This is a genomic window from Thalassospira sp. Z349TD_5 (assembly GCF_056173045.1).
In genome coordinates this window covers 2,894,276-2,907,618 of the sequence record NZ_CM149654.1, presented here as the reverse complement: position 1 = coordinate 2,907,618, position 13,343 = coordinate 2,894,276, and the positions used below count along the sequence as shown (strand labels likewise).

General features: G+C 53.7%; 13 protein-coding genes. 8 read left to right on the top strand and 5 right to left on the bottom strand.

Going from position 1 to position 13,343, the window contains the following annotated elements; all coding sequences use genetic code 11:
- Positions 1-193: 193 nt before the first annotated feature.
- From AC0VXT_RS13495 to AC0VXT_RS13475, 5 genes are all read left to right on the top strand, one after another.
- Positions 194-1,723, top strand: coding sequence for an NAD-dependent succinate-semialdehyde dehydrogenase (locus AC0VXT_RS13495; protein ID WP_475545829.1), 1,530 nt, complete (start codon positions 194-196; stop codon positions 1,721-1,723).
- Between the two features lie 27 nt (positions 1,724-1,750).
- Positions 1,751-2,134, top strand: coding sequence for a hypothetical protein (locus AC0VXT_RS13490; protein WP_475545828.1), 384 nt, complete (start codon positions 1,751-1,753; stop codon positions 2,132-2,134).
- Positions 2,135-2,247: 113 nt separating this feature from the next.
- The gene (locus AC0VXT_RS13485) at positions 2,248-2,409 is read left to right on the top strand and encodes an RSP_7527 family protein (RefSeq protein ID WP_022733184.1); all 162 of its coding nucleotides are present in this window, start codon (positions 2,248-2,250) and stop codon (positions 2,407-2,409) included.
- A gap of 160 nt (positions 2,410-2,569) precedes the next feature.
- Positions 2,570-3,367 (top strand): alpha/beta fold hydrolase, encoded by a 798-nt coding sequence (locus tag AC0VXT_RS13480; RefSeq protein WP_475545827.1) that lies wholly within the window; start codon positions 2,570-2,572, stop codon positions 3,365-3,367.
- Between the two features lie 12 nt (positions 3,368-3,379).
- Positions 3,380-3,994: an NUDIX domain-containing protein gene (locus AC0VXT_RS13475; protein WP_475545826.1), complete on the top strand. Its 615-nt coding sequence runs from the start codon at positions 3,380-3,382 to the stop codon at positions 3,992-3,994.
- Between the two features lie 7 nt (positions 3,995-4,001).
- Here the strand turns inward: AC0VXT_RS13475 and AC0VXT_RS13470 are convergent, their stop codons facing one another.
- From AC0VXT_RS13470 to AC0VXT_RS13460, 3 genes are all read right to left on the bottom strand, one after another.
- Positions 4,002-4,724, bottom strand: a complete 723-nt coding sequence (locus AC0VXT_RS13470; protein WP_475545825.1) for an SDR family NAD(P)-dependent oxidoreductase — start codon at positions 4,722-4,724, stop codon at positions 4,002-4,004.
- Between the two features lie 72 nt (positions 4,725-4,796).
- Complete coding sequence (locus AC0VXT_RS13465) at positions 4,797-6,668, bottom strand: monovalent cation:proton antiporter-2 (CPA2) family protein (protein WP_475545824.1); 1,872 nt, start codon at positions 6,666-6,668, stop codon at positions 4,797-4,799.
- Entirely contained in the window at positions 6,665-7,279 is a 615-nt protein-coding gene (locus AC0VXT_RS13460; RefSeq protein WP_101304293.1) for an NAD(P)H-dependent oxidoreductase, read from the bottom strand. The genes AC0VXT_RS13465 and AC0VXT_RS13460 overlap by 4 nt, the downstream gene beginning before the upstream one ends.
- A 176-nt stretch (positions 7,280-7,455) precedes the next feature.
- Here AC0VXT_RS13460 and AC0VXT_RS13455 point away from each other — a divergent pair, with 176 nt between their 5' ends.
- Positions 7,456-7,842, top strand: coding sequence for a hypothetical protein (locus AC0VXT_RS13455; RefSeq protein ID WP_475545823.1), 387 nt, complete (start codon positions 7,456-7,458; stop codon positions 7,840-7,842).
- A gap of 103 nt (positions 7,843-7,945) precedes the next feature.
- On the opposite strand, the gene AC0VXT_RS13450 is transcribed toward AC0VXT_RS13455, so the two are convergent.
- Both AC0VXT_RS13450 and AC0VXT_RS13445 read right to left on the bottom strand, forming a co-directional pair.
- On the bottom strand, positions 7,946-9,235 hold the full coding sequence (locus tag AC0VXT_RS13450; protein WP_475545822.1) for a polyhydroxyalkanoate depolymerase: 1,290 nt from the start codon (positions 9,233-9,235) through the stop codon (positions 7,946-7,948).
- A gap of 724 nt (positions 9,236-9,959) precedes the next feature.
- Positions 9,960-10,091: a hypothetical protein gene (locus tag AC0VXT_RS13445; protein WP_022733176.1), complete on the bottom strand. Its 132-nt coding sequence runs from the start codon at positions 10,089-10,091 to the stop codon at positions 9,960-9,962.
- A 963-nt stretch (positions 10,092-11,054) separates the two neighbouring features.
- Between AC0VXT_RS13445 and zwf the strand changes: the two genes are divergently transcribed.
- Both zwf and pgl read left to right on the top strand, forming a co-directional pair.
- On the top strand, positions 11,055-12,542 hold the full coding sequence (gene zwf, locus AC0VXT_RS13440) for a glucose-6-phosphate dehydrogenase (RefSeq protein WP_475545821.1): 1,488 nt from the start codon (positions 11,055-11,057) through the stop codon (positions 12,540-12,542).
- A gap of 76 nt (positions 12,543-12,618) precedes the next feature.
- Entirely contained in the window at positions 12,619-13,338 is a 720-nt protein-coding gene (pgl, locus tag AC0VXT_RS13435) for a 6-phosphogluconolactonase (RefSeq protein WP_475545820.1), read from the top strand.
- Positions 13,339-13,343 lie beyond the last annotated feature (5 nt).

Sequence of the window (13,343 nt, the reverse complement as noted above, 5' to 3'; positions counted from 1 at the left end):
TTCTCTCTACGTTGGTTTTGCATGTCTCTCTGATCACCAGACAGGCCTTCTATTGTTATCTATAAAGCAAGCATCTTGTTGCTTCTGGACTGCCGGTCGGCTTAGTGTCCCAGTTGTGCCCCAAAAACTGGAATCACAAGCGCGTGAAATCGACGACTTTTTTCAACGCGTGCGTTCAAAGGAACTGCCCCGAATGTCTTCTGTCGCCCCCAAATCTGCCAATGGTACCCCGTCAAATGCCAATGAAACCGCCATTCGCGAAGGCCGCGCACGCGCACGTTCTGTCATTCGTGATTGGGATTTGACGCGCGCCTATATCAATGGCGAATGGCGCGAAGCAGACAGCCGTGAAAAGCTTGATGTGATTGATCCGGCCAAGGGCGATGTGATTGGCGGTGTTCCGTTCATGCGCACATCCGAGGCGCGCCGGGCAATTGATGCGGCGTCTGAGGCGTTTCCGGCATGGTCAACCCGGCTGGCAAAGGAGCGGGCGGTGATCTTGCGCCGCTGGCGCGACCTGCTCGAAACCCATCAGGAAGAACTGGCATCCCTGATTACGCTGGAACAGGGCAAACCCTATGATCAGGCAAGGCGCGAAGTCGTTGGTGCCATCGCCTATGCCGAATGGTACAGCGAAGAAGCCAAGCGCGCCTACGGCCAAACCATGCCCGCCACCCAACGGGATCGTCGGGTTGTGGTTCAAAAACACGCGGTGGGGGTCGTTGCCGCCATCACGCCTTGGAACTTCCCGCTGACCATGGTGGTGCGCAAATGTGCCCCGGCACTTGCTGCGGGATGTACCGTCGTTGTCAAACCGGCCGAAGATACCCCGCTTTCAGCACTGGCCGCGGCCAAACTTGCCCATCAGGCAGGCTTCCCGCCTGGGGTCTTTAACGTTGTCACCGGATTGCCCCAACCGATTGGCGAGGCCCTGACCGGCGATGAACGGGTGCGCATGTTATCCTTTACTGGCTCGACCGAGGTCGGCAAACGCCTGATGGCGCAATGTGCACCCACCATGAAAAAGCTGTCGCTCGAACTTGGCGGCAATGCGCCGTTCATCGTGATGGATGATGCCGACATTGATGTCGCGGTCGCCGGGGCAATGATTTCGAAATTCCGCAACAGCGGTCAAACCTGTGTCTGTGCCAATCGCATCTTTGTTCAGGACGGCGTTTATGATGCCTTTGTTGAAAAGTTCATTGCCGCAAGCAATGCCCAGACCATCGGCAATGGCTTTATCCCGGGGATGGAGCTTGGCCCGTTGATCAACCGTCAGGCGGTGGCAAAGGTCGAACGGCTGGTCCAAAATGCCCAAAAGGCTGGCGCGACCCTGCATTACGGGGCAGAGCTTCCTGCGGATGGTCACTTCACCCGGCCCTTGGTGATGACAGACGTGCCGTTTGATGCCGATTGCTTTGACGAGGAACTGTTTGCGCCGGTTGCGCCCATTTACCGGTTTGAGACCGAGGATGAGGCAATCTCACTTTCAAACCGGGTGCGTACCGGACTGTCGTCATATGTCTACAGCCGGGACGTCGGACGTATTCAACGAATTGCTGATCGCCTCGAAGCGGGCGTCGTCGGGATCAATGATGGCACCACCAGCCACGAAGGCGCGCCGTTTGGCGGCGTTAAGGAAAGTGGACAGGGCCGCGAGGGTGGACATTGGGGACTCGAAGAATATCTGGAGCCCAAATATCTCAACTACGCCATCGGTTGAGAATGGAATTTCCCAATATCGGTCGGGTTGACCAGCAGGATCGGTTTTAAAGATCGCAAAACGGCAATAGCAGAGGATGCTATTGCCGTTTTTTATGCCCGAACCAAGCCATGCAAAATTGTGCAGAAGGACTCCAGTAGAATATCTGGTCGGTTTTTAGCACCTGTTGCCAAAAAACCGTATGCCGCAAAGCACTATCCCTGTCGTTTTCTTCTGCGCTTACAGGCCATGAGACCTTTGAAGGCCGGGGTAATCTGGAACTTTTACAAGTTTGTTCCGCAGTCTTCATCGGATGGTTTGGAAAAAGTGCAGCAAATCGAGCATGTTATTTGTCATGAGACAATCATGCGTCAGGCGCATGATGAAAATGTGTCGATAATGTTTCATGATATGCGTGAAATGCATGGGTGAGCTGAGAAAACTCTTCTCGTAGGGATCAACAAACAGGCGTACATCGGGTTCAACGAAATGAAACGCGAAACCCAAGCGCGAATAGCGCGTGATGCTTTTGAAAGGATACGGCCATGAAAGCCTATCGTGATTATGACCTGGTTGCTATCGAACGCGAAGCAGAACGTCTGCGTGCACAAGCGATGCAGCAGATGTTTGTCGCCCTTGTACGCAAGATCGGCGCGCTGTTCGGTGCAAACCGTAAACCGCATGGTGGCGTTGCTGCCGGCGCTTAATTCAAGCGCGACATAGAATTCCGGTGCCGGTTCATCCGGTGCCTTGAAAAACACCCCCGCATTCCTCCCATGCGGGGGTGTTTTCGTATGTGGGCTTCACCTTGGCGAACCTTGCGGTTATGAATGAGGCAGATCACGCATAGCCCGGAGACATCAGCCCATGCAGCTTGCCCATTACGCCTTTGGCGAAGAAAACCGCGACAATGGAACCATTGTAATTGTCCATGGTCTGTTTGGGCAGGCGCGCAACTGGACGGCAATTGCCCGGCGTCTGGCGGAAAAATACCATGTGGTGACGGCCGATTTGCGCAATCACGGACGGTCGGGCTGGGATATGGACATGACATACCCCGCCATGGCCGACGATCTGGCCGCACTGATCAAGGATGTGTCTGACACACCGGTGCATCTGGTTGGCCATTCGATGGGCGGTAAGGCCTCCATGGTTTTGGCGTTATCGCAAAATGCCAAAGATGCCGGGTTGGTGTCCGATCTTGTCGTCGTGGATATCGCCCCTGTGGTCTATGACCATGATTATACCGACTATATTACCGCCATGCGTGGCGTTGATTTTGATACCGTGTCACGCCGGGCCAAGGTCGAAGACGCATTATCATCGGGGATTTCCGAAAAAGGCGTGCGTCAGTTCCTGGCCCAAAGTGTCACGACCGACAAGGACACCGGCAAAATGGCGTGGCAGGTCAATATTGATGCCATGGCCGATCATTTATCCGACATTACCGGCTGGCCGCAAAGCGATCTTGCTGATCAATATGACGGGGATGTCTTGTTCATTTCCGGGGCCAATTCGCATTATGTCGATCCCAAGGACCGCGATCACACCAAATCGCTGTTTCCCAAGGCGGCCTTTACCAGCATCAAAGGCGCAGGCCACTGGGTCCATGCTGAAAAACCTGATGCGGTTCTTTTGACGTTATCGGCGTTTTTAAACCGCTAGGAGACTGTCGCGATGGTTGACGTTCCCAAGGGATGGCAGTTGCCCACCCATGACGCGATCCGGGTCGAGGACATCGAATGTCTGTCGGATAACTGGTATCATCTTTATCGCGTGACGTTTGATCTGCGCCGCCAGAATGGTGAATGGCAACGACAGCAACGCGAAGCCTATGACCGGGGCAATGGGGCGGGAATTTTACTGTATAACCGTGCGGATCGCACCGTGATCCTGACCCGGCAATTTCGTCTGCCGACTTTTGTAAATGGCACTCAAGACGGCATGTTGATCGAAGTTCCGGCAGGCTTGCTTGATGACCGTGATCCGGCGGCTGCGGTGATTGCCGAAGTACAGGAAGAAACCGGCTATAAAATCGGCAAGCCGCAAAAGCTGTTTGACCTTTTTATGAGCCCGGGCTCGGTAACCGAACGCCTGCATCTGTTCATGGCCGAAGTCACCAAAGGACATCGAACCGGTGAAGGCGGCGGCCTTCATGACGAAGGCGAGGATATCCACGTTCTCGAAACCCCGTTTGAAGACGCCCTTGCGATGGTGGCTGATGGTCGCATTCGGGACGCCAAAACTGTGATCCTGCTACAGCATGCCCAATTGGCGAAGATCTTCGACTAACGCTTGATCACCACGGCAGGTTTTCGCCGTCATAGGCATAAAAGCCACCTGACTTTTTGGCACTCAGCCCGTCAATCACGCGCAACATGTTGGTTGCCGCCTCAGTCGGTGTCTGTACTTTTAGTCCGGATTTGGCAAACGGCCCGGAAAGCCCGGTATCGACCGTGCCGGGATGCAGGGCAACACAGACCGCGTCATGCTTGCTGCGGCCGATTTCAATCGCGCTACATTTCACCAGTTGATTAAGGGCGGCCTTGGCTGCGCGATAGCCGTACCAGCCACCCATGCGGTTATCACTGATGCTGCCGACCTTGGCCGACAGGGTGGCAAACACCGATTTGCCATCACGGGGCAAAAGCGGGCAGAAATGCTTCATCAGCAACGCCGGACCAATCGCATTGATCAAAAACTGCTTGGCCATATAGTCGGCATCAATATGGCGCAGTGATTTTTCCGGCTGATGGGTGTCATCATGCAGATACCCCGTGGCATCAATGATCAGCCGAACATCCCCCGAAAGGTCTCGAAGGTGCTGAACGCACGCCGCAATGCCGTCCGGCTTGGTGAAATCAAGGGCCGGATCGGTTGTGCGCGAAAAACCGACAACATGCGAAAAACGGTCGCTTTGCGTAAGCTGCGCCATAAAAGCCTGCCCGATCCCGCCGGTAGCACCAATCACCACGGCAATTGATGGGGCGGTGAAGCTGTCAAGTTCTGGCACGTCAGTCATGGTCAGGCTCCTGCGGTGATGGTGCTTGGAATCTTACGCAGGCGGTGCACTATTGGTTTTGCCCAATCTGATTTACGGATCGGGATTGGCGCTGGGGGGCGGGGTCCAATGCCGGTCACCGTGGGTTTTCTCATCGCGTTCATCACGCATAAGCTCAAACAGGGTCTCGTTCTGGGACCGCATGGTGTCGATATATCCCTTATCCACCCCATGTTCGTTCCAGCGTTCGCGCAGCTTTTCCAGTGTTTCAAAATCATGTGCCCGGAACGCCTGTTTTTTACGTTCGGCCCGGAACGGATGCAGGCCAAGTTCAATCAACGCATCACGGCCAAGGTTAAGCGCACTGTCAAAGGTTTCGCGCTGCACGCAATGTGCCCCGGCCTTTTCAAGCTCATAGACATGATGTCGGTCATGTGCGCGCGCCAAAATCCGGACCTTGGGATAGTGTTTGGCAACATGTTTGACCAAGGCGGTCAGTTTGTCGCGGTTATCAATCGCGGCAACAAACAATCGGGCATCTTCAATGCCGGTGGTGTGCAAAAGATCAGGCCGGCTGGCATCGCCGTAATAGGCGCGAAACCCGACCCGGCTCAGGTTTTCGACCACTTCGGGATCATGATCAAGCACCACCACATCGTGGCCATTGGTGGCAAGAAGGCGGGTGACGATCTGCCCGAACCGGCCAAGACCCGCGATTACAACCGATCCCGGCGTTTCAATGGTATCGGCCTCCCGGCTGTTGGTTTTGACCATGCGCGGGGCTAAAACCCGCTCATACAGGATAAAGGCCGCCGGGGTCAGGATCATGGTAAGCGCCACGACCAGCGTCATCTTCCCGATCAGATCAACCGGCAAAACGCCCATGCCCGATGCCATGCCAAACAACACAAAGGCAAATTCACCAGCCTGTGCCAACCCGACAGCAAACAACAATCGGTCCGCACCGCGCAGGCCAAAGATGCTGGCAATGGCAAACAGGATAGCAGCCTTGATGATCATCACACCAAACGCCAGACCAATCAGCATGATCGGTTGATCAAACAACAAACCAAAATCAATCCCGGCCCCGACCGTCAGGAAAAACAGGCCGAGTAGCAAGCCCTTGAACGGTTCGATATCGTTTTCAAGTTCGTGGCGGTATTCGCTGTCGGACAAAACCACACCGGCCAGAAACGTCCCCAGTGCCGGGCTCAGCCCGATGGCCGTCATAAACAGCGCAATACCAATCACCAGCAGAAGGGCCGCAGCAGTAAAAACCTCCCGCAGGCGCGAATGGGCGATAAAGCGAAACATCGGGCGAATAAGATACCGCCCACCAATGATGATCGTGGCAATTGCTGCAATAATCACAAGCGGTTGCGCCCAATCAGGCACAAGGTCAAGCAACATTGCGCCGTGCGCGGTGGGATCATCGCCCGATGGGCTCAGTGTTTCAACAGCGAGCAACGGCAGCAACGCCAGCATCGGGATCACCGCGACATCCTGTGTCAGCAGAACCGAGAAGGCGCTTTTGCCGCCAACCGTGCCAAGCCAGCCCTTTTCATTAAGCGATTGCAGCACAATGGCAGTCGATGACAGGGCAAGCACCATGCCGATGGCAATGCCCGATTGCCACGAAAGGCCAAACGCCATACAGCCCGCCGCGATAACGGCAGTTGTCAGCGTAACCTGCAATCCACCAAGCCCGATCAACTGGCCGCGCATCGACCACAGCATCGCCGGGCGCAGTTCCAGCCCGACAAGAAACAGCATCATGACAACGCCAAATTCGGCAAAATGCTGAAGGTCCGCGGTTTCATTTCCAACAATGCCAAGGATAGGACCAATCACCACCCCGGCAATCAAATAGCCAAGCACCGACCCCAGACCAAGGCGCTGGGCAAGCGGCACGGCAACAACGGCTGCGACCAGATAGACAAAAGCATGCGAAAGAATTTCCATCATGCATTCTCCCCAATGAAAAAGCTGTCGGGATGGTCGGTCAGGGTTAATGCGTTGGCCGCGGCATCAAGATCAATGCGATCCTGTGTCAAGGCCGTCAGGAAACTGTGCCACTGCGACACTGTTTCCTTTACACGGTTTTCGGCGCGCAAAGATCCGGCACTGAAGGTGGCATAGGGGGCCAGATACCGCATGTTGCATAGATCTGCTGTGCGCTCGAACGGCATCAACAAGGTCCGAAGTTCGGCAGTATGTCCACCTTTGACCGTATAGGCACTGCGCGCTGTTCCGCACGAAACGGCATTGAACATCACTTTTCCGCTGAGTGCGGTCCCCTCCGCGCCATAGGCAAAATCATATTCGAGCACAAGGTCCATCCATTCCTTAATGATGGCCGGGGCGGAATACCAATAAAGCGGATGCTGCAAGATGATGACGTCATGGTCCAAAAGGCTGGACTGTTCGCGGGCGATGTTAATCTCGAAGCTCGGATAGCGCGCATAGAGATCAACGCAGGTTACCCCCTCAACAGTTTGGGCTGCTTCGAACATGGGCCAATTGATTTCTGAGCGGTCCTGCCGAGGATGGGCAAACAGCGTTAACACACGCGCCATCGATTTCTCCGTTGTTCCGTGGTGTTTTGTGTGGATCGTTCTTCTGGTTTTAACGTGAAAGTGCCCGTTTACGAAGTGTTTAGAACCACGTTTAGAATAAAACAGCAATTTTCACATCCTAGGTGGAATGGCGTCTCAACGGGGTGTTTGTTTCATTTGAAATCAAGGAAATCCCAATGCCATATGTCTTTACCCAAGCCGCCGATACCGAAGCCATTGCCGAACGTGAATGGGGCAAGGCCGACGAGATCATGTTTACGGCCTTCACATCCTGCATCGGGATCATGGCGATCAAGGATGATCAGGTGATTGGCGTTCATCTAACCCTTCGCGATGACACAAATGCTGTCACCAATGCCGACATTGATACCGCGATTGGATTGCTTGACGGTGGGGCATACCCGGTGGTGATCGGTGCGATCAGTGCATGGGAAGCATCTGCTGCGGCTGTTTATCAACACCTTGTCGATACGCTGCATCCGGTCGAACAATATGGCTATGGCGACGGGACGTTTGGCGGTGAAATCGTCAATGGCCGTATTCAGCCACGCTATGTTGCTTAAAAGCCCAGTCAGGGATTAAGAAAAGCCCAGAACAGAAAAAGCCGCCCGGCCAGTAAGGCGTTCGGGCGGCTTTATCAATTGGTTCTAAACGCGCTTAAAGGATTTATTCAGCGGCGTTGATATGGGTGACGTTGGGGGCACTGCGTGCACCTTTGCCCTCATGATCGTGAAGACGGATGAATTCCTTGATCCGCGGGCTGATCTGTTCGCGCCAGCGACGACCGTTAAACACACCGTAATGGCCGACACCCTGCTGCATGTGATGCATGCGCATGTTGTCGGGCAGGTTGGTGCACAGTTTATGCGCCGCACGGGTTTGGCCCATGCCGGTAATGTCATCGCGTTCGCCCTCGACCGTCAAAAGTGCGGTCTTGGTAATCGCGGATGGATCAACCGGAACCCCCTGCCAGCGCATGGTGCCGTTGGGCAGGTTATGTTCATGGAACACGACCTTAAGCGTCTGGAGGTAAAACTCGGCTGTCATGTCCATGACAGCAAGATATTCGTGATAGAAGTTCCGCTTGGCATCGGCACTTTCGCCGTCACCTTCGACCAGATGCATGAACATGTCATGGTGGGCTGAAACATGGCGGTCCCAGTTCATCGCCATGAAGCCTGCCAACTGCATAAAGCCCGGATAGACCCGGCGCATGACACCGGCATTGGGTAGAGGCACATGTGAAATGACATGGCGTTCAAACCATTCAAGATCATGCTGCTCGGCAAATTTGTTCACTTCGGTCGGGTTTTCGCGGGTATCCACCGGGCCGCCCATCAGCGTCATTGACGCTGGCTGACAAGTCTCGTTTCCTGCCGCCATCAAGGATGCAGCGGCCATCACCGGAACCGATGGCTGACAAACCGCCATCACATGGGTGTTCGGGCCAAGCTTGCGCAGAAACCGCATAAGATAATCGATATAGGTATCAAGATCAAAGTGACCCTGATGGACCGCAACCGTGCGGGCATCAATCCAGTCGGTAATATAGACATCATGATCAGGCAGCAATGCCTCGACCGTGCCACGCAGCAAGGTCGAAAAATGGCCTGACAGCGGGGCGACAATCAACAAACGCGGATCGTCGGGCTGGGTTTTCAAATGATCGGTTTCGCGTTTGAAATGCAAAAGATCACAGAAAGCTTCGCTATGGACGATTTCCTCGGTGACAGCCACGGTCTGACCATCAATCGTCGTGGTATCCAAACCAAATTCCGGTTTGCCGTAACGATGGGTGATATGGGTGAACATGTCGCACGCTGCCGCTACGGCCCGACCCGGCTGGGTATAGGAAAGCGGATTGGCCGGATTGCGCAGCCATTTTTTGTTGGCATCGACGGCCATACGCAGCGGACTTATCGTGGCGTGCTGCAATTCATAAAGGTGGTACAGCATATATTCTCACTCCCGGGTGACAGGGGCCCAAGGGCCCGGGTGTCACCGTCCTGGTTACGGCTTTTCGTCCTGTTTTTTTGTCACGCACAGGCGTTTTGTAAGACGTGCAGTCACGTGCGGCAAAGTACTATGGCATCTGTCGTTTGCGGTAACGGGGCAGCGCCAAAGCAGCTCACCCCCAGACGTCAGAAAACCTTAAAATCGCGATGTAGCCTACGGCAGTACAGGTTTTACACAATAGCCATAAAGTATGATGATATTCCAAATAGTGCTTTTACGTTCTGATTCAACAGAAAATTCACGCCGATGTCGAGTAAAATATTGCAATGCAGTGTAAACTGTTGCGTTGCAATAATAGTTTTAGCAGGGAAATGGGGAGATATGGCTTTTGGGGCGGGGCAGGTTAGACGTTTTAGAATCGTCGCCCGGCTGTGCAAAACGCCCGACACCCTGCCTTAAGTCAATGAGGCTGCACATTTTTCGGGATGACATGGGCCCAAACAAAGAAAGGGCGCTGCCGTAGGGAAAACAGCAGCGCCAGTATAATAGTTCAGTGCGGATTAAAGTGCGGAGATAACGAAGCCCAAAAGAACGAATGCATAAGGGAGCAAGGGCATGGGGGAAGTCTGACCGGCAGGCGGGACAGGGTGCGGGGTAGCCTGCCGGTCAGGTGCCCTTGGTGGACAATCGTCCGGGCCTCGTAAATTTCAATGGGGATTTTTTATCAGATCAGACTGCGCAGGGTTTGCGCCATGCCAAGCCCGATGACGAACAGAAAAAATCCTGTACTTCCAACCACAGCAACAGTGCTGCAAAGCTCGTTCAAGCGGGTTGGGTTCTCGATCAGTTTCAGCATGGTTTGTCCTCCTCAATCTGTCTGCAAGGACCATATCGTTCTGATTTTGTTCCTGCAAGAACAAAATTGGAACAAATGCGGATTAATCTACTTAAGTATTTGAAATATAATCAAAAAATAGTGTTCTCAAATGTTCTCATTTTTAATGGGAAATGAGAACATTCAAGGGTGATCAAGTGAGTTGGGTTGAACAAGGCCCGCAGAAAACCTCGTGTTTGCGCAAGTCTTTATAAAAGACATCAGACGCAGGATGTTCTTGCTGGTGTTCTCACTCTATTTCCGGCCCTGCTATGTCCATCCATGATCATGCGGAGAAGATCGCAAGGTGTCATCAAAACGTACATTTAACCCGGATGAAATACCCGCATAGTTGCGGTATCGTGTGATGGATCATCAATCGGTTGTCGGTTTTATGGGATCGCCTGATGGATCAAAAGGGGGCTGATTTAAACCGATTCAATTTGTATAAAATCAAATTGTTGCAGGATATGCAGACTGGCCTAAAATGGGGTGTGTTTCGGCGAATGTTCGGATTGTTTTGCAACAAACTGTTACGGTTAAACCGGATTTCGGTAAAGCCGTCTTTCGGGGGCTTGAACGCAGTGGTCTTGCCCTCATAGATCGTGTAACAGTGGGCTCAAAGACCGGAACATCGCACCCTTGCTGATCAGGACGCAGCATGGCTGTTGGCCTAAATAAGGTGGTCAAACATTCTGGCGACGCCTGACACTGCCAACCAGAGTGTCAGAAGTTTGCTGTGTTTGATTACTCATACAAAACCGGCCATGCGCCATTAAGTGGAAAATTTCCCTATGGTGTCAGGTTGGTAAATACACGCACAGAACCGGCAATCCGGTGCTGTTTTCACGGTAACTACCGTGTCCCGATCGTCTGCCCGGATTGTCAAAAGTCCGGGATCCCACCTAGACGACGGGGAGGAAACGTTGGAAGGCTAAGGGCAGAATGAGACAAAGGCTTAAACATCGTATTGCTGATATCGTGATATTCGGTGGGACCGGAGATCTGGCACTACGCAAACTTTTCCCCGCACTTTACGAAATGGAACGGACCGGGCGTTTTGATGATGACACCCGTATCTTTGGCGCATCGCGCAGCGAACATAGCGACGAAGATTTCCGGGCCAAACTTGAAGAAGCCGGTAAAAAATTCGTCCCCGAAGGCGAGTTTGAGGCGAAAATCTGGAAAAAGTTCGCCAAGCGCATTTCCTATGTTCAGGTCTCAGCAGGCGACGAAGCTGGGTTTAAAGTTCTTCACGAAAAACTTTCCGATCAGCCTGATCGCGACCGGGTCTATTATTTCTCGACCAGTCCGGCCCTGTTTGCTGATATGGCCTTTAACCTTAAGAAGGTTGGTCTGGTCACGCCAAATTCCCGCGTTGTGCTTGAAAAGCCGCTGGGCCACGACCTTGACAGTTGCCGTGAAATCAACGGCCAGATCGGTGAAGTCTTCGACGAAAACCAGATTTTCCGTATCGACCATTACCTTGGCAAGGAAACGGTGCAGAACCTTATGATTCTGCGCTTTGCCAATGCGATGTTTGAACCACTTTGGAACAGCGCGCATATTGACCACGTGCAGATCACGGTCGGCGAAGAAGTCGGTGCCGAAGGCCGCTGGTCCTATTATGACGATGCCGGTGCAATGCGCGACATGGTGCAAAACCATATGTTGCAGCTTCTGTGCTTGGTCGCGATGGAACCACCCTATGTCCTTGATCAGGACGCGGTGCGTGATGAAAAGGTCAAAGTGCTCAAGGCGCTGATGCCGATCAATGACAGCAATATCGACACATCCACCGTGCGCGGCCAATACCGCAAAGGGGCCGTCGGCGGCAAAGAAGTGCCGGGCTACCTCGAAGAAGAAGGTGCCAATGTCGACAGCACGACAGAAACCTTCGTTGCCATCCGCGCAGAGCTGAACAACTGGCGCTGGTCCGGGGTTCCGTTCTATTTGCGGACAGGCAAACGCTTGCCAAAACGCCATTCGGAAATTGTCATACAATTCCGCGACGTGCCCCATCAGATCTTCCCGCTGGCAAAATCCATGACCAATTATCAGGCCAACCGTCTTGTTTTGCGTCTGCAGCCCGATGACGGCATCCATCTTATTTTAAATAATAAGAACCCGGGGCCGGGCCTTGTACGCCTGCGTCCAACGGCCTTGAACCTGTCCTTTGCCGAGGCCTTTGGTGGGCGTAGCCCGGATGCCTATGAGCGTCTGTTGCTCGATGCGATTGATGGCAATAACACCCTGTTTGTCCGCCGTGATGAACAGGACATCGCCTGGCAGTGGGTTGATGCCATTCAGGATGCCTGGCAGAACAATCACATCACGCCCAAGGGCTATACGTCGGGTACGTGGGGGCCATCGGCCGCCATTGCGTTGATTGAACGCGATGGACGTACCTGGAACGAAGAAGCCGGGTTCTAGGCATTGGCAAAGGCGCGTTGGATCGTCAACGCGCCTTGCTTTGCTGTCACTGACACCCCAATTTCGGGATGACGACATGACAAACGAACGCATTTTCCAAAGCGGCGACGAAATGCTTGCGGCAATGATCAAGGAAACCGTCGAACGGCTTGAATTTGCCATCGCGACACGCGGCCATGCCAGCATGGCAGTTGCCGGTGGGCGGTTCCCAAAACCCTTGTTTGAAACGCTTTCACACGCCCGTCTGGACTGGTCCAAAGTCACCGTGACCCTTGGCGATGATCGCTGGGTGGGGCTCGATGATGATCAGTCCAATGAAAAACTGGTCCGCGATTATTTGTTTATCAACGAAGCCCAGCACGCGCGCTTTGTATCGCTTAAAACACCTGATGGCAGTCCGGAAGACGCGGTCAATACCGTCAGTGCGCGTTTGCGCACCGAACTGCATTGGCCGCTTGATATTGTGTATCTGGGGATGGGCGATGACGGTCATACCGCATCACTTTTCCCATCCTCAACGCCCGAAGCCCTGCGCAAAGGGCTTTATCCCGAACATGGCGAACTGGTTGTCGCTGCGCGCCCGACCGTATCCCCGGTCCCGCGCATCAGCATGACGTTGCCCGCCATCCTTAATGCCCGGTACATTGGTATCCATATTACCGGACAGTCCAAATGGTCAACCTTTGAAACCGCGAAAAACGGCACAGAAATCGAAGAGATGCCCGTTCGCGCAATCTTGCAACAGACTGACGTCCCCGTCGATCTGTGGTGGAGCGCCGAGAACCCGAAAGGCTGAACCCC